Genomic DNA, 23,406 nt, shown 5'->3' with positions numbered 1-23,406 from the left:
CTTACTCCTATTTTATAAGCTTGATAATTATCTCATTTTTTATATTATTTATATCAACATTATCGCTAATTAATGCGTATTTTGCGCCTATTGCTAAATTTATAGAAACGGCGGTTTTTGCTTGCTCATCTTTTATAGAGTCAATCTGATTTAAATTTTTATCATAAATCCTAACAAGTGGCATCCATCTATTTGACTCTTTTGATGCGATATCCAGACTACTTGCACCCTCAACATCAACAAAATAAGTACCACTGCTTTTTAAAAGTGGCGTCTCTTCGTCAAAATTTACCTTTGTAGCCTTAAGGATCATATTCTGAGCATCTAAAAATATCTCTAAATTCCCATCAACCCTATCAAATCCTAAAATTCTAAAACCGCTTTGACTAAGTGCTAAGCTTAATAAACTTGGATCTATTCCACCATTTTTTATGGCCGAAATTCCATAAGAAATTTGATCTCCATTTTTTAGAGAATTTATCCTTGAAATACTTATATTGGCATCGTCTAGAGTTGAATTTATTGATTTTACAAATAATGTAGAAGGAACCTTTTGCTCACTTATAAATTTTAAATTCAAACTATTTGAACCAAATGAAATGCTATCGTAACTTGAGTTTTGTTTTAATCTTGATACTAGCTCACTGACATTGAGTGAGCCATTTTGGTCTAAATTTTCTAAAGAGATTTGCACATTTTCAGCATTGCTTAAAGCACTTGCACTAGTTTGTAAGCTAAAAGCATAGGCAAATACACTAAAAGCGGTGAAAATCGCTATTTTTCTTACCAAGATTTGCCCTTGTTAAGTTCTACAAACTCATCATAACTCACAAATTTCATCTCTCCATTTTCTACTAAAAATCTAGCTGGACGGCTTGGATTATATTTTGTCACCTTATCACCGATCTTTAGCTCAATGTTGCCATTTCCGCAAACTACGAGCTGTCTTTGGTCTAAATTTATATTTATGCTTTTACTTGTGTCGTTTGATACTTTTTGACCATTTTCAAGGTTAATGATGCCTATCCATACACGTTGTTTTGGCGTAATGACCGCCTCATTTAGTGGCTTTGTAATGTTTTGCTCTATCTTAGGAGCTGGCTGAGCCACCATGCTTGGCTTCATAGCGTTTTGCTCCATGTTTGCAGGACTTGTTGTCACATTTTGCTCAACTGGAGCTGAAATTTTCACACTTGATACGTTTGCTTCTATTTTAGGGCTATTTTGAGAGATGGTGATATTTGTATCGATGATATTTTTCTTCACCTCATTTACTATACTTGACTGCGAATAGCTCACGCTTTTATTCTCATCATTTAAAAACGATAAAAAATTCTCGATATATTTATAAGCATCAAAATGATATGCCCCGCCAGCGATAATAGCTAAAATGATGAACCAAAATAAAAATCCAGCACCGCCACTACCGCTTTGTTTTTGTATGGTAATATCTTTTGGAGTGTAAGAAGAAATTTTTGGAGTAACTTTGGTTTTGTGACTCTCATCTGGAGTATTTTCTTGCATAAAGGCATCATATTCAGCGAGCAACTCGCTCAAATCAACATCATATTCACGTTGCAAAATCTTGGCATAGCCTCGAATATTTAAACGTGATAATTTTTCAAAATTTTTATCAAAAATATATTGTAAAAATGTAGGCTCAATATGCGTTTTACGTGAAATTTCCTTTATACCTATCTCTTTTAAATTCTCTAATTCATTCATCTATCATCCTGTCACAAATTATTGCAAAAGCTGCACTTACATTTAAGGAGTCCCAGCCTTCTTTTAACTTTATACCAATACACTCATCACACTTTGCTAGAGCCTTTTGCGGTATGCCTTCGCCCTCTGAGCCCATCACCAAAGCTCTTTTACCAGCAAACCTCATCTCTTTTACGTTTTTGCCATTACTTGCTGTTGCATAAATTTTAAAACCAAATTGTTTTAGTTCATTTAGCAAACTAAGCCCGTCTTCAAAAATTGCTATTGGTATCTCATAAGCAGCGCCACTACTTGATCTTAAAACACCTTGCATATTTATACTTTTTGCCACTATCACAAGACCTTCGCAGCCTAGAGCATAGGCACTTCTAGCGATAGCACCGATATTGCCAACATCGCTTATACCATAAAGAATAGCGATAAAATTTAGCTTTTTAAGCTCAGCAATGTCTGAAAATTCAAACTCACTAACATTCGCTAAAAAACCTTGATGATTCCCACCGCGAGCTAAAGACTGTGCTTTTTGATTATCCACGCGGATGATTTTTTTGCCTGTGCCACAAATTTTAGAGAAGAGTTTTTTGTCACACTCTTTTGAGAGATATATCTCTTCTAATATCTGTGGTCGCTTGTTCAAAATATGTAAAAATAGTTGTTTTCCGTATATTATCATGGTAACTTATAGTAGCTAAAGTCAATTAAAATTTAACTTATTTTTGTATGTAACTAGAGTAAATTTTACACTTTCGTTTTAGTATCGCTTAGTAGTTTTGTAGCCTATAATTTAAGCTTTCGTAAGTTCATCATATATCTTTTTTACATCTTCTCCAGTTATTTTGTTAAGCAATTTTGCTTTTACTTTTGGAGCAAGATCAAGCGAAAGTATCTCATCTTTTGTGATATTTTGAGTGGCTGTTCTGTCACTTTTTGAGATGACAACCGCCCACTCTCCACTTAAATTTGCTTTTTCTAAAATTTGAGCTAAATTTTGAGCCTTTTCTTTAAATTTAGTCTCAAATTTTTTAGTGGCCTCTTTTATGGCAAAAATTTCTCTCTCAGGTTCTAGATTTGCGATGCTTTGTACTAAGCCTAGTATGCGTTTTGGACTTTCGTAAATAACGGCTGGATAAGCTAAATTTAGAGCATTTTGGATAGCCAAAGACCTATCTCTGCCAGTATTTGGCAAAAAGCCTAAAAAGACAAATTCCTTATCGCAAAGTCCGCTTGCAACTACACTTAAAAGTGCAGCATTTGCTCCACTTAAAATTTCATATTCAATGTTATTTTTTTGAGCGTATCTTACTAGACTTACTCCAGGATCGCTGATACCTGGCATACCAGCATCGCTCATGTAGGCTACATTTTTGCTAAAAAAATCATCACTTAAATTTGTGAAAAAGTCATCTTCATTATGAGTGTGAAATGGAATAAATTTTGATATATTTATACTTGCGTCAAAGCGTTCATTTAGCAGATTTACAAGACTTTTGCAGACTCTTGTATCTTCGCAAATAGCTATCTCACATTCACGCAAAATTCTAATCGCGCGAAGTGAGATATCTTCTAAATTTCCTATTGGAGTAGGAATAAAGTAGAGCAAGGCTTATTTTTGAGCGTATTTTTTCTTAAATTTCTCAACACGGCCGGCACTGTCAACTATCTTTTCGCTGCCTGTAAAAAATGGGTGGCACTTGTCGCAAATGTCAATTCTGATCTCGCTTTTGTTTGACTTTGTTTTAAAAGTGTTTCCGCAAGCACAAGTTACAGTGCAATCTACGTATTCTGGATGGATATCTTTTTTCATCATTTTTCCTTTATTATTTTTGGGCTAATTATCTACATTAAAAGTTGCTGATTATATAAAAAGAAATCTAAAAATCAAATAAATTAAGCCAGGAATTTTGCCGCTACTGAGATAACCGCGGTCTGTGATCTTAAGATATTTTTTGTATTTAGGCCGTAGCTATTTTTAAATTTAGCCGTCTCATCCTCGTTAAATCCGCCCTCTGGACCAATTATTAAAATTTCATCATCTTTTTTTTCATTTAAATTTTTACCGCCAAAATTTATGGCCGAGACATTTTTATAAACGCTTATTAGGTCATCTAAATTTTTGTAAATTTCAAACTCCATTAGCGATATTCGTCCGCACTGCTCGCAAGATAGAGCATTTATATAGTTTAGCCTTTCAATATCTATCTTAAAATTTGCTTGAGAAAATTTAGTATAGACAAAAGCTATTTTACCAACACCAAGTTCGTTTAAAAATGGTAATGTCTTTTCGATCGTCTTTGGATCGACGATAGCCCAAGCGATCGTAAAGTCGAATTTTTGCTCACCATTTAAGCTAGCAAAGACAAGACTTAAGCTCGCACTTCGCCTATCAATCTCATCAATTTCATAAATATACTCTTTAAAGTCTCGTAAATTTCTAACACTTATTCGCTCACCAGCTTGCATTCTTCTAGCTTTTATATGCAAAAAAGCTTCATTTACTATCTTTAAACTTTCATTACCTGCATTTTTATCATATAAAAATTTCATCTAAATCCCTGCAACTAAGACTAAAATAAGATCGCAAAAACCCTTAATAAGGGCGAATTTTTTAAATTTTTCTAAGTCACCATTAACTGCATAAATTTTTAGCCTTTTAAAACCTATGGCACTAAGTGCGATTAAAATTATTAAGATAATTAACATTTTTATGGCATTAAATTTAAACTCATATCCATAATACGCCCATAAAATAAGTCCAGTAAGCGTAAGAAAACTAAGTAGCATATGATAAATCGGTAAAAAATATCTTATACGAAGCACATAGTTTTTACTATTGCTACCAAACTGAGTAAGTATTAAATAAAGCACATTACAGGCAACTAGTGCATAAAAAAATGTCACATGAAAAGGCAAAGTGTATGCAAAAAGTGAGGAGAGATGTTCGTTCATTTCTTATCTTTAGAAGGCTCGTTCTCTTCAACGACTGGTTCAGGCGGAAGTTGTTCATCGATTGTGACATTTGCGTCTGGTTGGGCTATGGTTACGTCACTCGGCACTGGCTCGCTAATATCATTTTTAGCCTCATCTTTATCTCCACAACCCACAAATAGACCAGCTATAAATAAAAAAGAAGTTATAATTTTTTTCATCAAACGTCCTTTGGAATTTCTATTTTTAACCTATTTTTCATTTTCTCGAATAAATTTTTATCTTCCCACTCTTCTATGATAGCATCTGAAAATTTTATCTCATCTAGCTTTATCTCGCCCATTTGCGCATTTACGGCATCCTCTTTAAAGCACTGTGCATAGCCAGTATCAGTCTCATGCACGATAATGCTATGAAGCTTCACTTCACGCTCACCGTTATTCATCACGCTAAGTTCAAGCAGCCGCTCTATCATAACAAAAAATATACGACAAAACTGCTCTGCACTTGGATTTAGCGGGATCTCGATCCATCTTGCCGAGTGCTTTTTTAGATCATTTTTATATTCATCATTATCGCCTGAAAATATTGTCGTAGCGTGATCAAAACTATCAATGATCGTTTTTATATTTTGTTTCATTAAGCCAAAATCATAAACCATGCCGGCATTATCAAGAAAATTTGAGCTAAGTAAAATTTCAGCCACATAGCTGTGCCCGTGGATGCTAGTCCTACAACGCTTTGAGCTACAAAATCTCACAATATGTGCATTTTCAAATCTAAAAAGCTTTCTAATAATCATCAAACACCTTCTTTATCGCCCCAAAGCCTGATGTGGATACGCTCTGAATAATTAAATCCATGCTTTATGGCAAATTCTGCTGTTTTTAAAGCATTTTCGTTTAGCTCAGCTCTATTTGCTCCTATTGCCATACACCAAACTGGTAAATCAACTTGATTTTTTATATTTATAATCTCGTCCAACTCGCTTTTGTCAAAGTGCGAGAGGACAAATTTTAAAAAGCTGCTTCTTGCATTATTTTTAATAGCCAAAATAGCATCTAAATTTATGCGTTTTTGCTCACTAACTCCGCTATTTACTAGCTTTACACCAAGTGCAAAGTGGCATTTTTTATAAATTTCATATTTAGCAAAATTAATTAAGATAGTGCCATTCGTTTCAAAATGCACTTCATAATCTTCAAGCAATTTCTTTACCAAATTTATAAAATTTTCATTTTCATGCCAGATGAGCGGCTCGCCACCGGTTAAAACAATGATCGGTTTTTGCATTAAGCCTTTGCATAGGTTGTCAACTATGCCTAAAATTTCATCTACACTGTAAATTTTATAATTAAAATGCCCTTTAAAAACAGCCCTTATGCTATCACATCCTAGTAAGCTTTCGCCAGTTTTTAAAGATTTTGTTTGCACGCCAAAGCCAGAGCAGTTTAAGTTGCAGCCTAAAAAGCGTAAAAATATGGCGAGTCTGCCTTGGTAAGCTCCCTCGCCTTGAATACTTAAAAACGCTTCAACTAGCTCTAGCTCTTTGCTCATCAACCACCAGTTTGATAAAAGGCACGCGAAGAGGTTTCATTGTTAGCACCTATCGCCCATTTGTTCTCTTTTGGCTTGTTTGCTAGTACTTGCCTTAAAATTTCACTTGCAGCTACGATATCACCTTTTTCAACCGCTTTTTTGATGCTAAGAGCCTCTTCAAAGTAAAGGCAAGGTATCAAAAGTCCCTCAGCACTTAGTCTGATGCGGTTGCAACTCTCGCAAAAGTCGTGCTTGTGTGGATCAATGATCCCAAATTTATAACCATCATCAAGTCTATAAATAGATGCAGGCGCATTTGGTAGTTTTCCATCTTTTGTAACATTATATTTTTGTGAGATAATTTTTAAAATTTCATCGCTACTTAGCCCTTTTAGATCATCTTTAGCGTGTGAATTTTCCATATACTCAATAAATCTAATCTGAGAATCTCTAAATTTAGCAAACTCGAGCAAATTTATAAGCTCATCATCATTTACGCCTTTTAGTGCGACAGTGTTTATTTTTACCTTTAATCCAGCATCATGAGCTGCTTCAAAGCCAGCTAAAACTTCGTGTAAAACGCTTTTTTGTGCGATAAATTTAGCCTTTTGCTCATTTAGTGTATCAAGTGACATATTTATGCGCTTTAGTCCAGCGTCTTTTAACCTTTTGGCAAAGTGTGAAAGCATATAGCCATTTGTAGTAAGTGCTAGATCGATGTCTGGATTATAATCACTTATCATCTTTATAAAAACGTCCAAATCCTTACGTACAAGCGGTTCGCCACCAGTAATTCTTATCTTTTTTATACCTTCATCGATAGCCACTTTTACAAATAAAAATAGCTCTTCAAAGGTTAATAAATTCTCCCTTGGCGTCCAGCTAAATGGCGTTGTAGGCATACAATACCTACACCTAAAGTTGCAACGCTGAGTTACAGAAATCCTTAAATAATCAACAACCCGACCATATTTATCGATTAGCATAAAGCACCTTCTTAAGCTTGGTTAGAGCTTTTTATAATTTTTTCAATTATATGTTAAAAGATTTAAATCAAAATAAAAATTTAAGCCAATTTTTGTAGTTTAAGAGTGGATTAGTCTTTTTAAAATTAGCCTATAAATTTAGGCTAATTTATGAAATTTAAGCACAAACTCGACTCGCCCCATTCCAACATGAAGGTCCTTTGCGATCATCGCTGCACTTTTTCCGTCTTTAAACATTTTTAAAATTTGCTCTTCTTCATTGATGACACTTGGTGCGATTTTATTAATATCTCTTGTTCGCTCTTCAAGACTAACAATTCTATCTTTTTGCTCTGTTGCAAAATCATCAATTACTCGCTCGATGCTCTTAATCGCACGAATTATTGGCACAATTTTCTCATTTATTTGCAAATCAATATTTTCTTTTATCTGTTTTTTAAGTGGCTCATATTGTTCACTATTTTTAAATGCCTCGCCTTCAAGCATTGAAATTTGCTTTTTGAGGTTAAAATTTTCTTGCATAACGCTTTCTATCGCTCGCTCAAATCTCGCAAATTTTTTATTTGTCTCACTATCTTTTATCAACATTAAAGCTACTATTATCGCCAAAACGATACCAAAGCCTAAAAAAATATAAATTTCCATATTTTTCCTTTACGAATTCGCTCTCATTTCTCTTATCATTACACGCTCTCTAGCTGTTACGTAAGCGTTCCAGTCGGCTTCATCCTCTTCATGCATATTTTCTATCTTTGCTAAATTTTCACTAACAGCCCTTAAATAAAGGCTCAAATTTCTCTTTGGGAAGATAGGCATAGCAATCCTTGCGTAGTAAATTTCATCTTTTATAAATTTTTCTTCGCTTATTTTTATATGTGTAAAGCCTATTTCTTCGATACTCGCTCTCTCTTTTAGTGGCAAATATTGCTTATGTTCATTTTTAATATAATCACTCAGAGCATCTACTTTTCTATGAAGCTCTATCAGCAAAGTTAATAAAACTTGATCGCTCTCTTTGGTTTCGCCACGTGATTTAGCTCGTTTTAGCCAAGCCCCAAGCGCGTCCTCTTCGCCCGGCAAGATAGAGTCAAACTCTCTTTTAAATTTCTCGCTCCCATCTTTATCAGACTCAAATTCCATATCAAGAGGTGCTTTAAACAGCTTAATCTCACTCATAATACGCTAATCCAAACAAAGATAAAAAATAAAATTCCCAAATAACCATTTAATGTAAAAAATGCTCTATCTATCTTACTAAAGTCGCGTCTTACGATCCTATGCTCAAAAAATAAAATAACGCCACTTACCAAAATTCCAAAAAATGCCATCGCTCCAAGCCCAGCTGCCCAAGCAAAAAGCAGCCAAAATATAAAAGCCAAAGCGTGAAAAATGGCCGATAAAAAAAGCGTAGCCTTGTCGCCGTAAATAGCTGGTATGCTAAAGAGCTTGTTTTCTTTATCAAATTTCATATCTTGAAGCGAGTAAAGCAAGTCAAATCCAGCTACCCAAAATGTCACACCAAGACAAAGTAATACGCTCCAAAGCGGTATAGCAGCGCTAACTGCGACCACACCAGCGATAGGAGCAAGACCTAAGCTAAGGCCAAGCACCAAGTGTGCTAGCTCGCTAAAGCGTTTAAATAGCGAATATCCGCCAAGTACGGCAAGGATAGGAAAACTTAGCCAAAATGCGAGCGAATTTATAAAATAAGCGCATACAATAAAAATAAACGCATTTGCTGCAATGAAAAGCTGCATATTGCTCCTACCGATACGACCATCAACGCTTGGACGGCTCGCAGTTCGCGGATTTAACTTATCGATATCTTCATCTTTGTATCTATTAAAAGCCATAGCAAAATTTCTAGCACTAACAGCGCAAAAAGTACCCAAAATAAGCAGTTTAAAGCCAAACCAAGCCGAGCCACTTTCTATCTTACTAGCAACTATCATCGCCACAAAAATAAAAGGCAAAGCAAAAACAGAATGCTTAAAAACGATAAGTTCAGCAATAATTTTTAATTTTTCTATCATTTGATAAATTTCCATTTTCTTTAAAAATGGTTGATTTTACACCATTTTGCTTTAAATTTGAATTTATATTATCATTACAAGAATAATTTAAAACAAAGGGTTATTATGGGCAAAGTAGCGATTATTGGAGATAGTTTTAGTGCGTTATTTACGGCTTACGAATTAGCTAAAAAGGGTGAAGAAATTTTAATTATTAGCAGCCAAAAAGATGATTTTACAAATGGAATTTTAGCGCCTTTTGGCACACACGCTCTTGCAAAAGATGGAGCGATATCTAGCTCATTTATGGGGCTAGTTAGCAAAAAAAGCGAGCTTGATATAAGTATTTGCTTAAATGAAAATTTTAGAGCTTGGATGACAAATTTTACACTTAAATCAACCAAAGCTCACGACAAAAAGATGCAAATTTTGTTTTCAAAATTTGGTAAGAAAAGCTTTGAAATTTTAAGAGATTTAAGCAACAAATATCCGCAGATAAATTTCGATGAGAGCGGCGTTTATCTACTTTTTAGCAATGACGAAAGCTTTAAAAAAAAGCTTGATGAGATAAAGGTTGCCCATAGCGAGCAAGAAATTTTAAGCGTAGATAAAGAGCTTGCAAATTTTGGGCTAATAAATAAAAACATAAAAGGTGCTATAAATTTAGTTAAAAACGCAAGTATTGACATAAATGAGCTCAAAAAAGCTTTGATAAATGAGCTAAATTCTCTTGGGGTAAAATTTATAAATGATGAAATTTATGAGTTAAAAACGCAAGGGCAAATAGTGCAAAAAGCTACCGGCAATAACGGCGAATATGAGGCCGATAACTTTGTGATCGCTTCAAAAAATTTAGAGCTTTCAAATAAGCTAGGTACGAGCATAAATGCGATTTTGGCTAAATTTTACACCATTGATCTTAGCCTAAATGAAGGACAAATCCCTAAAAAACCAATCATTTTAAATGATCTATTTGCCAAAATTTATCCAACTAAAAATGGCGTTACGATTATTACAAATTTACAAGTCGGCGCTATCGATACGCTTGTTAAAACTGAAAAGATTAATGCATTTTTAAATGAGCTAAAGATACATCTTGGCATAAGCGAGCTAAAAGAGCCTAGCTTTAGAGCAAACTACGTGCTTCTTAGCTCAAACGATAAGCCAGCTCTTGGACGCGATAACATATATAGCAACTTGATCTACAACCAAGCTTATGGACTAAATGAACTTAGCTTTGCTCCGTATTTTGCCGGTGTTTTGGCAAGTCTTATAAAAGATGGTAAAAACAACGAGAAAAATGATGAAATTTTACTCTTTAGCTCGTTTTACGAGGGCTAGACTTGTTTAAAGAATTTGCAATAATTGGCACCACAGCAAGCGGCAAAAGCGATCTTGCATTTGAGCTTGCAAAGGAGCTTAATGGCGTCATCTTAAGTCTTGATTCGCTTGCACTTTATAAAGAGATAGATATCGTCAGTGCAAAGCCAAATAAAGAACAGCTTGAAACTATAAAGCACTTTGGTGTAGATGAAATTTATCCTGATGAAGAATTTAGCGTTGGGGCATTTTTTGAAATTTATAAAAATGCAAAGGATTTTGCACGCTTACAAGACTGCCCACTCATCATTACAGGAGGTAGCGGATTTTATCTAAAATCAATGCTTAGCGGACTTGCACCAGATGTGCCAAAATGTGAGCCAAATTTAAGCAATGAAGAAATTTATGAGCTAGCTATAAAAATCGATCCTGAGTTTGCAAGTAAATTTAGTCAAAATGACTCTTATCGCCTCGAAAAGTGGTATCAAATTTATAATTTTAGTAACCAAATCCCAAGCATTTGGCTAAGAGAAAATACTAAAGAGAGCATCATAAAAGAGCTAGCGATATTTGAAATTTTATGGGATAAAGATGAGCTTAGAAAACGCATCAAAAAGAGAACAAAAGGCATGCTTGAAGCTGGGCTCATAGATGAGGCAAAATTTTTATTTGATAAATACAAAAGTGAGCCAAAACCCCTAAAATCAATAGGTTTAAAAGAGTGCAAGCAATTTTTAGATAAAGAAATTTCTCAAAACGAGCTTGAAGAGCTCATAACTACGCATACGGCTCAGTTAGCAAAACGTCAGCGAACCTTTAATCGCTCGCAGTTTGAAAAAAAATTCGTGGGTGATTTGGATCAAATTAGAAGTGAAATTTTAAAATTTTTAAGAGAATAAAAACTAGCCCACAAGGGCTAGTCAATAAAATCAAATAGGCATAACCCTAATTTTTGGGCTTAAGCTCTCTTGCAAGACATTTTCAATCGCGTAAAGAGTGCCAGTTGAGCCACTTGCACAGCCTGAGCAAGCACCAAGATAGCGTATGTAAATATCAGTATTTTCGCCGTTATCATTTCTAATATCTAAAATTTCTAGATTTCCACCATCCATCTCGAGCATTGGGCGAATTTCTTTATCTATGACAGACTCTACCGCTTTTAACTGCCCTACCATCGTCATATTTTCAAAGCTAATGTCGCCTAAAGTGTGATTTGCTTGGGCATTTGCCTGAGCTTCGATCTTCTCACGCTCCATCTCAGCCCTAGTATCACGCAAAATATCCACCAAATAATATTCTCTTTTTTCATGGCCACCAGGCTTTACGCAAGACTTGCAAAATGCACCAGCTTTGGTGTACTGCGTGATCTCTTCAACCGTGTGAAGGTCATTTAGTCTTATCACTTCTTTAATCGTACCAAGGCTTACCCTAGCGCACTCGCAAACGATGATCTCATCTTCAAAATGCTCTGGGTCTATGCCCTTATAGCTTGCCGCAGCTGCTTTTATAACGTCATACGCCATAACAGAGCAGTGCATCTTTTGAGGTGGGACTGCTGGCGTATCTGGATTGTCGCGCATAGCTTTTTCTACATCAAGGTTTGTGATCTTGACAGCTTCATCGACTGTTTTTCCGATACAAAGCTCAGCCATCGTATCAGAACTAGCTATCGCTGTGCCACAGCCAAAGCTTTTAAATTTAGCATCTATTATTTTGTCTGTCTTTTCATCAACAAGCCAGTATAGCCTAACCGCATCACCGCAGCTTTCTGCACCAAAGTCAGCCACAATAAGCTTTGCGTTTGCCTTTTTAGCATCTTCTTCGGTTATCTCTCCCATAAATTTAGGATTATTCATCCTATCTTGCACTACCTTAGAATACTCATCCCAGATAGAGCCTCCGATCAAATTATTCTTTGCCATGTTATTTTCCTTTAAATTTTATAATCCACTCTTATGCCATTCTGGGGCGTAGGCAAATGTACTAGAGATGCCTCTTAGTCTATTTACTGCTTTTGTTATGTGCTCGATCGCATAATCAATCTCTTCTTCTGTATTAAATCTAGAAAGAGATAGTCTAAGTGCGGTGTGAGCTAGCTCTTTATCTGCCCCTATAGCCTCCATTATTGGGTTACTCTCTAATGTTTCACTTGCACATGCTGAGCCAGTTGAAGCTGCGATGCCAGCTTTATTTAGATCCCAAAGCATAGCTTCGCCTTCAACGCCTTTTATAGAAGCCAAAATGGTATTTGGCACACGTTGTTCTTTTTTTCCTACAACGCTAACGTCAGGAATTTTTAAAATTGCATCTTCAAGCTTATCACGCAAACGGCGAACATGAGAGTGCTCATAATCCATAAATTTATTTGCCAGTTCAAGTGCTTTACCCATGCCGATGATGCCAGGAACATCAAGCGTGCCGCTTCTGCGTCCGCCCATATGCTCGCCGCCATGAAGCAAGCTACTTAGTGGCATACTATTTTTTATAAATAGTGCTCCAACACCCTTTGGTCCGTGAAATTTATGCGCAGAAAAGCTTAAAAAATCAACGTCAAGGTCTTGAACATTTATCTTTATCTTACCAACTGCTTGAACCGCATCCGTGTGGAATAAAGCCCCATATTCATGAGCGATACTAGCAAGCTCTTTTATAGGAAAGATCATGCCGGTTTCGTTATTTGCACTCATTATAGAAACAAGTGCTACATTCTCATCCATTACAGCTCTTAGCTGTTCTGGTGCAACTATACCATCGTTATTTACATCTAAAACAGTAAGCTCTACGCCATATTTTTCTAAAAATTTACAAGTTGCCAAAATAGCTGGATGCTCAACTGCGGTTGTTACGATACGCTTTTTCTCGCCAGTTGCTATTTTGTCAAAGTAGATGCCTTTTACTACCCAGTTATTGCTCTCAGTCGCGCATGAGGTAACGACGATATCATCGCTATCTTTTGCATTTAGTCCGGCATAGAGCTGATCTAGTGCTGTTCTTAAAGCTGGATGTGTTTCAGAGCCAAATTTATGAAGCGAGTTTGGATTGCCGTATTTTTCACAAAAATATGGTTTCATAAGCTCAAAAGCTTCAGGATCAACCATTGTTGTAGCGTTATTGTCTAAATATACTCTCAAATTTAAAACCTTAATTAGGATAAAAAATATCCTTTTTATTTTTGTTGGGATATTATAACAAAAAAGTTAAAAGCAAGTTTAAAAATATGCTTTAATTTTTTCAAAATTCAGCTCATTTTGATATTAAAATATATTGAAATTCTTTATCAAAATCTGTATATATCGCTATTTGCGATTTTTCTTATAAAAAAGTCTAATTATCTCTTAAAATTAATTTATTTTTTTAAGTTAATAGTGTGACAAACATATTGCCTACATACATTATTTCGTTGTAGTTTTCTTCTAGTTTTTCATATGAGGTTTTATAAAGTTCTATTAGGCCGGTCATCATAGAGATGCCTATGTCTTTGAATTTGGCTCCGTTTGGAGCCATAGATATTAAATTTATTCTTTAATCCTTTATATTATGCTCTTTTGCATAGCTTAGTATCTTTTGCCTAAGATCTTCAGGAAAGCTTTCTCTATACATTACTGGTATTAAAGGATTTAGCTTTTTGTCTAATTTACCTGCTTCATATAGTCTTGTTAGCTCTTCAGGTGTGTTGTAGTATGGTGCATTAGGATAGCCCTCAGGTGGAGTTAGGGACATTATTTTGGCTTCTAGGATGGTGGAGTCGATGTAAAGAGATAGTCTTCTTTCATCCCACTCTGCAGGAAACCCACCTTTAAAATCCTCTTTATTGTCATCTAGAACTTTCTTTATAAAGTTATCAAATTCATTTCTTGTAGTCTCATTAGCATCTAGGTCTCTAGGGTCTAGTAGTTTACCTTTATCTTCTACAAGTTCTCTAAGCCCAGCATAGAAGCCTCCATCTGGTATAACCACTAAATTATCCCTATTAAAATCCATCACGAAATAGCTTCCCACTATTTCATCAAGATAAGGCATCATACCATATTCATCTAGCGGAGGATTAGTAAATAGTTTTCTAAATTCTTTAGCCATTTGTAAATTTTTGTTTAGACCTATATCATAAGTAGTGTATTCAAATAGATCACCTAAAAAATCTAAAGCTTTTACTACTCCTAATTGAGCTGCTAAGAAAATTCTTTGATAATCTCTTGCTTTAAAGCCTGCTTCATTTCCATGTGAAAATCCCATAGGATCTCCAAGTATCCCAGCACATATTCCCCACTCTGCAGAAAAGAGCATTGATTTTAATGTGCCTTTGTGAGCATTTACTTCATCATAAATTTCAGCATATTCTGGTTTGGTTAGTTTGCCTTTACTATCTACTCTAGCTATTGCATCTTCAGGAATATCTATCATAGTACATTTTAGATTACTTCTTTTTACTAGATAGATATATCTATCTCTCTTATCTTTTAAGCTTTCATAGTAAGCTTTTTCTGATTTAGTCCAAGGAGATAGTTTAGTTGAGCTTGGTTTATAACTAATATCTAGCCATGGCTTAAATGATAGATAGTCTGTTTGACCTAAAGAATTTGGTTTAGGGTTATAGTATAGTGGTTTATAGTTTTTATATGGAGATGAGTCTAGGATGGAGCGAGCTTGAATAAGCATTTGGGATTTTTCCTCTAAGTATGCACTATCATTTTTGATATTTTTAGAAGCTATTAAATTAGTCTTCTTATCAATCTCGATCATATTTCCATTCGGAGCTATAACTATATATGTATTATTGTTATCCATTAAATTTCCTTTATTCGTTCTTTTATTTATTGCTATTAGTGATATAGCTATTACTAAGATAGCTAAAGCTGTAAATATAATCTTCTTCATCTTTTATCCTATATACAAGCCATCTTCCATTACTATGGTGGTGGCTAGACGACCGATTAGGCGAGGAGGGATTATAGGCTTAGAAATGTTTAACTCTCCATTTTTATAATTATCTTTACACCCCACATATACCCCTTTAATATTATTGTTGCCTATGGTATCTAATGCTTTTATTAGATCTCTTGAGAGATTAGAGTGATTGTTTTCATCACTGGTGTTAAAGATTCCTTTTTTAAATTTGTTTATTATCTCAACAGCCTTTTGATAGTCTTTTATAGCATAAGAGAAGCTCATTCTATCTTGGCCATTGCCTTTATTGTATATATCATAAATTTCTTTCTCCTCTTTCACATCCAAATTTAACTCCCTTATCTCTACATCTGAGTTTGTATATCTGCTTCTTGCATATTTAAAGTAGTTTGCATCTACTTCATTGCCAGCTCCTCTTAGCTCATCTAAGCATAGATAAGTACTAAGGTTATTTAGTGCTAGTTTTGAAGCAAGGTTATGTGAGAGTTTGCTTTGTTTATTGTTTATATCATAGTAGATAAATGAGTTATAGTCTAGTCCTCCACTACTTATATTAGCTCCTAGAAATAATCTATTTAAATTTAGGCTTATATAGTTTTGATAGATCATTACTGGATAGTAGCAATAGCTATTTGTGCTATTTTTATCATAAGCTTCTTTTATAGACATAGGTTTATATGAGATATTATTTAGTGCGTAAGCTTCATTAAATTTATATGTATATCTTGTATGCATTATTTCGTTGTAGTTTTCTTCTAGTTTTTCATAGGATGTTTTATAAAGTTCTATTAGACCGGTTATCATAGAGATACCTATGTCTTTACCAAGAGTTTTAGTATAGTCTTTGATTTCTTCTTTCATAAGCTCTACATCTCTTATATTAAAGCTATATGTGTATCTCATAAAAGTATATGTCGTTATCTCGCTGTAAGATATATTTAGTTTAAAATGTTCTATCGTTCTATAAAGCATAGAGGTATTTTGGGCTTGCAAAATTAAATTTAGCTTTGATCTTTGAAGTACTATATTTGTAGTTTTTAATCTTGTGATATACAAAAAATATTCATCTATTTGTTTAGTCTTTTTTGCACTAAATAGTTTTTTTATTAAATTTAATACTCCAAGCTCGTCTAAAAAGGCATCTTTTAATTTCTTTGCATCCCTTTCAAATATAAAAGAGCTAAGCATCTCATAAATTTTAGATATGCCATCTTCACTTGCAAAGCCTGCTATTGGGAATAATCCTTCAATGGCTGTTTTTACAAGTAAAGAGCTTACCTCTTTATCCATATCTCTATCATTATGATAAGCCTTATATTCTAAGTCTATGGCTTTTTTTAAGACGTCTTTATCCTTAGAAGCTATCACTTCTTTTATCAAAGTTTTATCTTTCTTGCAGCTTTCATCTATATCATTGGCTTGCTCTATTAGAAGCTTCATTAGATCACTTTGTAAAGGATCTTTTATATTTGTATTTACGCTACTATCATTTTCTTCTAAAAGTTCTTTTATACTATATACATTCTTAGTATTTCCTGCACCATCCATATAATCACTAATCTCTTCTATACATAGATACTCATTTTTGCTTAATCCGCTACTTTTAGCACTATCTTTATAAAAGAATAATCTTATATCACTATCACCTAATTTTACAAAAGAATTTGCATTTATAGTACTTATCTCTTCATCATCTATTTTTATATATTCACGGGAGTTTTTTATAGATTTATTTAATAACTCTCCTGAATAGCTTTTGGTCATTATAAAGTAAGCCACGCCAAGGCAAAGTACTTCTAAAAGAGAGTAGTACGGAGTTGGCTGATCATCTAGTATCTCTTTTACGGCACTTTTTACAGAGTCTATATCTCCTAATATCTCATACTCTTTTATCGCTTCTATCTTATCGTAGCAGTCATCTTCGAAATTCATTCTATCACTAACATTTTTATTAACTCTGTCAAAGACTGCTTTAAATGCTAGAGTTGATTTTTCCATATACTCTTTTTCACTCTCTTTTATCTTTTCCATATCTTTTGGTTGCTTTGCATAAGCATTTATATGAGAGACATTTATATCAAAAAGCTCATCGTACTTTAATTTATTTAATTGAAAATCATAAGCATCGCTACTATTTTCTTCTGTATAGCTTTCACTATATTTTTCTTTGTTCTCTTCAATATTATCTATATAGCTTTTTTCTATCCTTGCAAATGGAGATAAATTTAGTAAAAGAGTTGATTTATCATTGTTTTGATCTATATCTATACTATATTTGCTATAGTCTTTTACTGGATTTAGAGTCTTTATGTCGCTAAATTTTTGTTTTACCAGGTTGCTACTTTTTGATCTATTTATATCATCTTTTATAGTTTGATCAAGACTTTTACTAATAACTTCCTCTCTTAATCCTGCACTTGATCTAAAAGGAGAGTTTGAAAGAACAATGTAGTTTTTATTTAAATTTGAGAAGTCTTTACTATTCATCTCATCATTTACTGAGGTATTATTTTTATCGGATTTATCTGCTATTAGATTAGCTAACTTTATAGAGTTAAAATTTGAAGCACAGATAAAATTTAAATTTGCATTTGTACTTTTTATCTCATCTTTTAATCTACTAAATAAAGTATCATCACTCGAGCCAAAGCCTAAATTTTTATTTACCACATCATAAGAGCAAACCTCTTTGGAGTAATCAAATACAGATACATCATCTAAATATCCATATACACTATATCCTTCATCTGTATTATAGTTTGTCTCTTTTTCGTTAATGCTATATTTAAAAGGGCGGTAGTCTAAATTTAAGTGAGTAAAGTCCAAGAAAAAACCAGATCTAGAATTTTTATTACTTTTGAACACCAAAACATTGCAGTTTGAACTTATATTTAAAGTATTTACGACAGAAGCAAACCTAGATGTAAAAAAACTTAGTATTGGTAAGGATACACCGTAAAATGCCCTATTGCTATCATATTCATGAATTGCATACGCCATCTTTCCAAGCTCATAAGCCACAAAACCAAGATTTGATTTTTTTATTATGGCCTTTGGGTCGGTTATATCGACTAGACTTAATATAAAAAGAGCTATTTGTTTTATTATAAATTCTCCATTTTCCGAGCTTAGCTCTTTTAAATTTTTATCTAGCTCATCAAAACACTCCTTTATGCTTCTTTCAAATTTGCCCTCGTCTAATCCTTCGCTAGCTATCAATGATTTAGCGTCATTTAGTAGATCATTTTTTAGAGTATTTAAACAATCTCTTAAAATATTTTTAGCCTCATTATAATTAGAAACAATAAGCTCAAACATATGATAAAAACTTGACGGTTTATCTTCTACTTCATTACCATCTTTTAGCAACTCCCTATCATGCTCATCTTGAGCTAAATCCAATATCTCTTGATTATGTATTTTTGTTTGTAAAGGAGTAAGCCCTTCTCTTAAATTTTCAAAGAATTTATCAATAGCACTTTTTTTATGAACTACTTTTACCGGGATGCCTTTATATTTAAACTCCCTTACTCTATTTAGTTTGCTATCTTTAAAGCTCTCTTTGTCTACATAAAAATCAGTTATTATTGATATGTCTTTATCTTTACCTTTACAACAGATAAGATCAGAGACAATCTCCGCAATTATATTGCCAGAATATGAAGAGAGATAGTTTAAACTAGACGTATAAAGTGTCACGCTCTTTGCATCAGCTATGTATTCTTTTATCTTTTTTAAACTCTCTTCGCAAGAGTAGGTTATATTTATATCATTCATCGTTATGCCACCACTACTGTTTTAATTATATTTATATCATCGCTATATTCACTATCCAACCCACAAGCAAATTTTATACATACTATTTTTGCCTTACTTGGCGTAATATAGATAAGGTTATTATCGTCGCTAATATCATCTACAAATTGAAAAAATCCTATTCCACTCTTAGGAAGCGTCATATCTTTATAGATAGACTCAGTATATTTAGGGGTAATAAAAATAAAATTTTTATCCATAAGCGAGTATTTGAAGTTAAACGATGAGATACTAAATTTATCATCTCTAAATCGGGCCTTTAGATACTCTTTTAGCTTCTTATCTTTTATATCAGAGCCTTCATCTAAATTTAGCTCCACCTCTTTAAATCCCTCTTGGTTTTTATATTCCACATCATTTAGCTTATATATACAAACAGCAAGATTATCTGTTTGATTAAGGGCTGATTTTATATGAAGCCTTATGTAGGCATTATTTAAATTTATATCTTTTATTATTTCGCTACTATCTTGCATACTAGGATTACTTAAACTATGCTCTAGTTTAAGTTTATTCTCTTTTTTTATGCACCTTAGCGAAGAGCCAGTGTTGCTTAGGCAGTTTGGCACTAGATCTTGCATTACAGCGTAGTGATCATTCATGCTTTTTAGACTAAGTGCTGATCTTGGAACATAAGCTACTATGACACATGGAATCCTAGCTGAGCAGCCTACTATCGGCGAGTTTATAAAATCAACATCGAGTATCACGCCTTGATCATCTGATCTTATGCTCCTACCTGCCCTACTTTTTAAGATCACATGACCACCATGTGGGCAAATGATAGTGTCATCCTCTATGACAGGGCATGAAGTCGCAGTAGATGAAATTTCTTTAGATTGATTATCTTTTTGTAAATTTTGCCTTTGATTTAAATTTGAAAGAGCCTCTTTAGTCTTTTTGCTCATTGGTTTTAGATCGATATTTAGACTCTTATTTAATAGTGAATAATTTAATATATTTGCTTGAGAATTTCTATAAGCAACATTTAGCCTTCCTATATCTTTATCCTCATCTCTTGGCTGATGAGTAAAATTTAGAGGTATATTCTCGTCACTATTATATTTCTCATCTTTAAAATAAAGTGGATAATCCTCCTCTTCATTGGCTTTAGATAAAAGAGCTGAGTTTAGATATATTCTTTGATTCATATTTTTACTATCTAGCTTAAATATCTCCTTTAATACCTCAACATCGACTATACTTTTATCTACTGCACTTACACTAAGAGTATTGTTGTTTTTATAAAAGATACTTCCCACGCTCTCATTCATAAGAGCTTTTATATCATCGGTTGCTACTTTATTGTTGTAAGCTACATCATCATTATTTTGAGCGGATTTATTATTAGCTATTACTATGGCTTCATCGCTAGAGCTTATATCCTTAGAGTCTATGCTAGCTAAAAAATTTTCATTTTCTTTTAGTTTTGCTAGATCCGCATATTTTAGATTTATTATGCTCTTTAGCATATCTATTCTATCTTTTACAAAGATGCTAGCCTCTGCTATATCTATTCTATTATCTCGTAGTATCGTTATATTTTTATAGATGTTTTTGCTATAAGAGAAGTATTTACCAAGCTCATTTACATCTATCTTTTTTTCAAATACAAATAAATTCAAAGCACAAATAGCCACTAGCATATCTATATCGCCAGCTCTAGCATCACTTACTATCTTTGTCGCATCTAGTTTATCTAGATCATCTATATCTAGTATCTTTACTAGATGTGCCTCTTTGTTGCTATTTTTATCTATGTTGCTGCCTAAATTTTCTATTATATACCCGACCATATCTTGCTTAAAATTTTCATCACTAAATTTGCCATATTCGTAAAAGAGATTTAAATAAGCATAAAAGATATATAAAGGCGTATCTAGCATAGAAGCATCACTTATATCATCTATATTTACATCCAAATTTAACTTCGATCTTATGCATTTTAGTTTAAATTTAAGCGACTGGATATATTCATTTAGATAATCAAGTGCTTCAGCTATATCTTTGCCCTCTATCTTGGCTTCATTTTCTTTGTTTTCTAAAAGATAGCACAACATATATAAAACCAAAACGCTCTCTTTTAAAAAGTGAGATCTAATTAATATATTCACCAAGTGTCTATTCTCGGTATTTTCATACTTTACTTCGCCAGTTGTATCTATGCCTAGCTTATAACCTAGATCAGATATGACCGAAAAGGTAGGTTCTATCAAAACAGCTACATCTTTTGAAAAGCTATCTTCATCTCTATTTATACTTTGTTTAACGCTCTCTACGTGATGTATCTCTATGTCTATATCTTTTTCTTTGCTAGCCTTATTTATATTAGAGCTTACTTTTTTATCTGCAAGAGTCTTTTGAGCTTGTTCATTATTTTTAACTACATCTACGTATTCATCTACGCTGCTCTTATCATCCTTAAAGCCAAACATACCTTTTATCTTGTTAAAGACTGAACCTACCATCTTTCCTATAAAGCCATCTTTGTCTATGACTCTTGCTATCCATCTTGCACCTTTTGCTATGGCTTTAGCCACAAAGCTAAGAAGCCTTAAGCTCCAAGTAAAAGCTGAAGCTAATATACCACCATAAATTCCTGGAGCGTTATAAGTATAAAGTTCTCTTACTCCGCTATCTTTAAAGGTTACTGCATATATTTGAGCTAGATGACCACCTAATGAGTGACCTGATAAAATGATGTCTTTAGTGGTGTTATCTAAACCACTTAAGTTTTGACTATGAGAATTTATAGCTTCTTGCATAGAGGATTGAAGTGATTTTAAAGCAGATATTTGCATAAGTGCTCTTGATGTGATAGCCATAAAGGCATCATCTAAGAGATCATTTATTTTCATCTCTGTTCCTCTAAAGCCTATTATATAGTTTGACTTAAGAGTGTCATAAAATATAGTTGAGCTAAAACCCGATTTTTGATTAGGTATGTGCTTTACTAGCTCATAGCGATTAACAAAAAGTTTTGTACGAGGAGAGAGTTTATAAATTTCATCTTTTCCAACAAGCAATCTCTGCTCTTTTGTATCTTTGTCATAGTAGATAAAATTTTTAACATCATTATCTATTTTTATATCTTTTATCTCTCCATTTTTGCCAACTGGCTTTTTAACTACTTTATCAGCCATAAATCTAGCTTCTATACAAAGGGCATAAGCAGTGGGATCGCCAAAATTTCTATTATTTGCTTGTGATGTATCTGTTTCATTATTTTTGTCAATCTTATCACCTAAAGTAATATCATCCGCATATCTCCAAATAGGCTTTTTCTTTTCATCTTCTCTATAAGAATTTACAATGTTTTCAGGGACATTATCTTTACCAAATTTATCATAAAGCTCATCAAGTCCATTTCTTTCATTCTCAAATACATTATGAAGCATTGCATAACTTGCATCAGCTATATCAATATAGTCTTTAAAGCAATTTATTAGCTCTTTATTTGATTTTTTAGTTTGCACTTACTTGTCCTTGTTTGCTTTTATAAATTTATTGTTTATTAGAATGAATTTGTTTCCACCACCAAGACTTTCAAAGCTGTTTTTCTTAAAACTAAATCCTCTACCTTCATCTCCAAATAAGCCATACTGTGTTTTTACTCTTTCATAAACTACAGTACATGAAATTTGAACTATATTATCCTCTTTATCTTTGTAATATAAATTTGAAAATATCCAAGGTTCATATTTTTTTAAATTCTCATGACCTATGAAATTATAAATTTTTTCATAACAACTTTGTGAAATTTTACTAGATGTTCCACCTAGAAAATACGGTTTACCATTTGAGAGGGTTTGGTCCATTTTTGGATTATCGTAAAACTCTGTTTTTAAAATTTCTCTCATTTTTTGATTTCTTTCATTTTTATTAGGTATTGTCTTTATTCTCTCTAAAATTTCTTTTCTTTTACTATCTCTTATTTGTTCTTGTCTCTCTATCTCTTTCTCAAATTTCTCATCAAATATATATATTCCACCATATTGTTTAGCTAAGTTTTCTAGTTCAGAGTTACTTATCTTTTTGTTTGCTTGATTAGCTGAGCAAGCTATTAAAAATATACTTGTTAGAAGTAAGAGTGTTATAGCTAGAAATTTCATTGATTATCCTTTTATGTTTGAAATTTTAGTTTAGATATTTTATTGTTATTGTATTTATAATATTAT

General features: G+C 33.3%; 23 protein-coding genes. 2 read left to right on the top strand and 21 right to left on the bottom strand.

The window, feature by feature from the left end:
• Positions 1-7: 7 nt before the first annotated feature.
• The 14 genes from CVS97_RS06375 to mqnP form a co-directional block, all read right to left on the bottom strand.
• Positions 8-790, bottom strand: a complete 783-nt coding sequence (locus tag CVS97_RS06375) for a hypothetical protein (protein WP_107785492.1) — start codon at positions 788-790, stop codon at positions 8-10.
• The gene (locus CVS97_RS06370) at positions 784-1,725 is read right to left on the bottom strand and encodes a phosphatidylglycerophosphate synthase (RefSeq protein ID WP_107785491.1); all 942 of its coding nucleotides are present in this window, start codon (positions 1,723-1,725) and stop codon (positions 784-786) included. The genes CVS97_RS06375 and CVS97_RS06370 overlap by 7 nt, the downstream gene beginning before the upstream one ends.
• Positions 1,718-2,398, bottom strand: coding sequence for a 23S rRNA (guanosine(2251)-2'-O)-methyltransferase RlmB (gene rlmB / locus CVS97_RS06365; protein ID WP_087585254.1), 681 nt, complete (start codon positions 2,396-2,398; stop codon positions 1,718-1,720). The genes CVS97_RS06370 and rlmB overlap by 8 nt, the downstream gene beginning before the upstream one ends.
• Positions 2,399-2,509: 111 nt before the next feature.
• Complete coding sequence (gene rsmI, locus CVS97_RS06360) at positions 2,510-3,325, bottom strand: 16S rRNA (cytidine(1402)-2'-O)-methyltransferase (RefSeq protein WP_107785490.1); 816 nt, start codon at positions 3,323-3,325, stop codon at positions 2,510-2,512.
• Between the two features lie 3 nt (positions 3,326-3,328).
• Positions 3,329-3,529, bottom strand: coding sequence for a 50S ribosomal protein L31 (rpmE, locus tag CVS97_RS06355; RefSeq protein WP_002942443.1), 201 nt, complete (start codon positions 3,527-3,529; stop codon positions 3,329-3,331).
• A gap of 83 nt (positions 3,530-3,612) precedes the next feature.
• The gene (locus tag CVS97_RS06350) at positions 3,613-4,269 is read right to left on the bottom strand and encodes a 16S rRNA (uracil(1498)-N(3))-methyltransferase (RefSeq protein WP_107785489.1); all 657 of its coding nucleotides are present in this window, start codon (positions 4,267-4,269) and stop codon (positions 3,613-3,615) included.
• Positions 4,270-4,671, bottom strand: a complete 402-nt coding sequence (locus CVS97_RS06345; protein ID WP_107785488.1) for a hypothetical protein — start codon at positions 4,669-4,671, stop codon at positions 4,270-4,272.
• Positions 4,668-4,871 (bottom strand): hypothetical protein, encoded by a 204-nt coding sequence (locus CVS97_RS06340; RefSeq protein ID WP_021090529.1) that lies wholly within the window; start codon positions 4,869-4,871, stop codon positions 4,668-4,670. The genes CVS97_RS06345 and CVS97_RS06340 overlap by 4 nt, the downstream gene beginning before the upstream one ends.
• A complete protein-coding gene (locus CVS97_RS06335; protein ID WP_085657891.1) occupies positions 4,871-5,452 on the bottom strand; it encodes a 6-pyruvoyl trahydropterin synthase family protein in 582 nt (193 codons plus the stop codon). The genes CVS97_RS06340 and CVS97_RS06335 overlap by 1 nt, the downstream gene beginning before the upstream one ends.
• Positions 5,452-6,207, bottom strand: a complete 756-nt coding sequence (locus tag CVS97_RS06330; protein WP_107785487.1) for a 7-carboxy-7-deazaguanine synthase QueE — start codon at positions 6,205-6,207, stop codon at positions 5,452-5,454. The genes CVS97_RS06335 and CVS97_RS06330 overlap by 1 nt, the downstream gene beginning before the upstream one ends.
• Positions 6,207-7,175: a GTP 3',8-cyclase MoaA gene (gene moaA, locus CVS97_RS06325; RefSeq protein ID WP_107785486.1), complete on the bottom strand. Its 969-nt coding sequence runs from the start codon at positions 7,173-7,175 to the stop codon at positions 6,207-6,209. Before moaA ends, CVS97_RS06330 begins: the two co-directional genes overlap by 1 nt.
• 138 nt (positions 7,176-7,313) lie before the next feature.
• Complete coding sequence (locus tag CVS97_RS06320; RefSeq protein WP_021091068.1) at positions 7,314-7,820, bottom strand: DUF6115 domain-containing protein; 507 nt, start codon at positions 7,818-7,820, stop codon at positions 7,314-7,316.
• 9 nt (positions 7,821-7,829) lie between these two features.
• Positions 7,830-8,351: a hypothetical protein gene (locus tag CVS97_RS06315; protein WP_107785485.1), complete on the bottom strand. Its 522-nt coding sequence runs from the start codon at positions 8,349-8,351 to the stop codon at positions 7,830-7,832.
• Positions 8,348-9,208, bottom strand: a complete 861-nt coding sequence (gene mqnP / locus CVS97_RS06310; RefSeq protein WP_103624785.1) for a menaquinone biosynthesis prenyltransferase MqnP — start codon at positions 9,206-9,208, stop codon at positions 8,348-8,350. The genes CVS97_RS06315 and mqnP overlap by 4 nt, the downstream gene beginning before the upstream one ends.
• 105 nt (positions 9,209-9,313) lie before the next feature.
• Here mqnP and CVS97_RS06305 point away from each other — a divergent pair, with 105 nt between their 5' ends.
• Both CVS97_RS06305 and miaA read left to right on the top strand, forming a co-directional pair.
• Positions 9,314-10,528, top strand: coding sequence for an FAD-dependent oxidoreductase (locus CVS97_RS06305; RefSeq protein ID WP_107785484.1), 1,215 nt, complete (start codon positions 9,314-9,316; stop codon positions 10,526-10,528).
• Between the two features lie 2 nt (positions 10,529-10,530).
• On the top strand, positions 10,531-11,406 hold the full coding sequence (gene miaA / locus CVS97_RS06300; RefSeq protein WP_107785483.1) for a tRNA (adenosine(37)-N6)-dimethylallyltransferase MiaA: 876 nt from the start codon (positions 10,531-10,533) through the stop codon (positions 11,404-11,406).
• A 30-nt stretch (positions 11,407-11,436) separates the two neighbouring features.
• Here the strand turns inward: miaA and CVS97_RS06295 are convergent, their stop codons facing one another.
• The 7 genes from CVS97_RS06295 to CVS97_RS06270 form a co-directional block, all read right to left on the bottom strand.
• Complete coding sequence (locus tag CVS97_RS06295; RefSeq protein ID WP_021090546.1) at positions 11,437-12,429, bottom strand: iron-sulfur cluster assembly scaffold protein; 993 nt, start codon at positions 12,427-12,429, stop codon at positions 11,437-11,439.
• 18 nt (positions 12,430-12,447) lie between these two features.
• The gene (locus CVS97_RS06290) at positions 12,448-13,638 is read right to left on the bottom strand and encodes a NifS family cysteine desulfurase (RefSeq protein WP_107785482.1); all 1,191 of its coding nucleotides are present in this window, start codon (positions 13,636-13,638) and stop codon (positions 12,448-12,450) included.
• Between the two features lie 223 nt (positions 13,639-13,861).
• Positions 13,862-14,011 carry a hypothetical protein gene (locus CVS97_RS09245; protein ID WP_159071355.1) on the bottom strand — a complete coding sequence of 50 codons (150 nt, stop codon included), beginning with the start codon at positions 14,009-14,011 and terminating at the stop codon, positions 13,862-13,864.
• An 18-nt stretch (positions 14,012-14,029) separates the two neighbouring features.
• A complete protein-coding gene (locus tag CVS97_RS06285) occupies positions 14,030-15,382 on the bottom strand; it encodes a thioredoxin reductase (protein WP_107785481.1) in 1,353 nt (450 codons plus the stop codon).
• A gap of 3 nt (positions 15,383-15,385) precedes the next feature.
• Positions 15,386-19,189: a hypothetical protein gene (locus CVS97_RS06280; RefSeq protein WP_107785480.1), complete on the bottom strand. Its 3,804-nt coding sequence runs from the start codon at positions 19,187-19,189 to the stop codon at positions 15,386-15,388.
• A 2-nt stretch (positions 19,190-19,191) separates the two neighbouring features.
• Positions 19,192-22,704, bottom strand: a complete 3,513-nt coding sequence (locus CVS97_RS09240) for an Mbeg1-like protein (protein ID WP_159070892.1) — start codon at positions 22,702-22,704, stop codon at positions 19,192-19,194.
• Positions 22,705-23,340: a tRNA 2-selenouridine synthase gene (locus CVS97_RS06270; protein ID WP_107785479.1), complete on the bottom strand. Its 636-nt coding sequence runs from the start codon at positions 23,338-23,340 to the stop codon at positions 22,705-22,707.
• Positions 23,341-23,406 lie beyond the last annotated feature (66 nt).

The sequence above is a fragment of the Campylobacter concisus genome (genome assembly GCF_003049735.1).
Taxonomy (GTDB): Bacteria; Campylobacterota; Campylobacteria; order Campylobacterales; family Campylobacteraceae; genus Campylobacter_A; species Campylobacter_A concisus_AN.
This window is presented reverse-complemented; position numbering and strand designations above follow the sequence as displayed.

Excerpts from the sequence above, each read along its gene's own strand:
- CVS97_RS06340 (WP_021090529.1), bottom strand. The coding sequence starts at position 4,871 with ATGAAAAAAATTATAACTTCTTTTTTATTTATAGCTGGTCTATTTGTG.
- rpmE (WP_002942443.1), bottom strand. The coding sequence starts at position 3,529 with ATGAAAAAAGATATCCATCCAGAATACGTAGATTGCACTGTAACTTGT.
- CVS97_RS06295 (WP_021090546.1), bottom strand. The coding sequence starts at position 12,429 with ATGGCAAAGAATAATTTGATCGGAGGCTCTATCTGGGATGAGTATTCT.
- CVS97_RS06270 (WP_107785479.1), bottom strand. The coding sequence starts at position 23,340 with ATGAAATTTCTAGCTATAACACTCTTACTTCTAACAAGTATATTTTTA.
- CVS97_RS06315 (WP_107785485.1), bottom strand. The coding sequence starts at position 8,351 with ATGAGTGAGATTAAGCTGTTTAAAGCACCTCTTGATATGGAATTTGAG.
- CVS97_RS06335 (WP_085657891.1), bottom strand. The coding sequence starts at position 5,452 with ATGATTATTAGAAAGCTTTTTAGATTTGAAAATGCACATATTGTGAGA.
- CVS97_RS06305 (WP_107785484.1), top strand. The coding sequence starts at position 9,314 with ATGGGCAAAGTAGCGATTATTGGAGATAGTTTTAGTGCGTTATTTACG.
- CVS97_RS06330 (WP_107785487.1), bottom strand. The coding sequence starts at position 6,207 with ATGAGCAAAGAGCTAGAGCTAGTTGAAGCGTTTTTAAGTATTCAAGGC.
- CVS97_RS06320 (WP_021091068.1), bottom strand. The coding sequence starts at position 7,820 with ATGGAAATTTATATTTTTTTAGGCTTTGGTATCGTTTTGGCGATAATA.
- CVS97_RS06285 (WP_107785481.1), bottom strand. The coding sequence starts at position 15,382 with ATGAAGAAGATTATATTTACAGCTTTAGCTATCTTAGTAATAGCTATA.
- CVS97_RS06345 (WP_107785488.1), bottom strand. The coding sequence starts at position 4,671 with ATGAACGAACATCTCTCCTCACTTTTTGCATACACTTTGCCTTTTCAT.
- mqnP (WP_103624785.1), bottom strand. The coding sequence starts at position 9,208 with ATGATAGAAAAATTAAAAATTATTGCTGAACTTATCGTTTTTAAGCAT.
- CVS97_RS06280 (WP_107785480.1), bottom strand. The coding sequence starts at position 19,189 with ATGAATGATATAAATATAACCTACTCTTGCGAAGAGAGTTTAAAAAAG.
- moaA (WP_107785486.1), bottom strand. The coding sequence starts at position 7,175 with ATGCTAATCGATAAATATGGTCGGGTTGTTGATTATTTAAGGATTTCT.
- CVS97_RS09245 (WP_159071355.1), bottom strand. The coding sequence starts at position 14,011 with ATGGCTCCAAACGGAGCCAAATTCAAAGACATAGGCATCTCTATGATG.
- CVS97_RS06370 (WP_107785491.1), bottom strand. The coding sequence starts at position 1,725 with ATGAATGAATTAGAGAATTTAAAAGAGATAGGTATAAAGGAAATTTCA.
- CVS97_RS06350 (WP_107785489.1), bottom strand. The coding sequence starts at position 4,269 with ATGAAATTTTTATATGATAAAAATGCAGGTAATGAAAGTTTAAAGATA.
- rlmB (WP_087585254.1), bottom strand. The coding sequence starts at position 2,398 with ATGATAATATACGGAAAACAACTATTTTTACATATTTTGAACAAGCGA.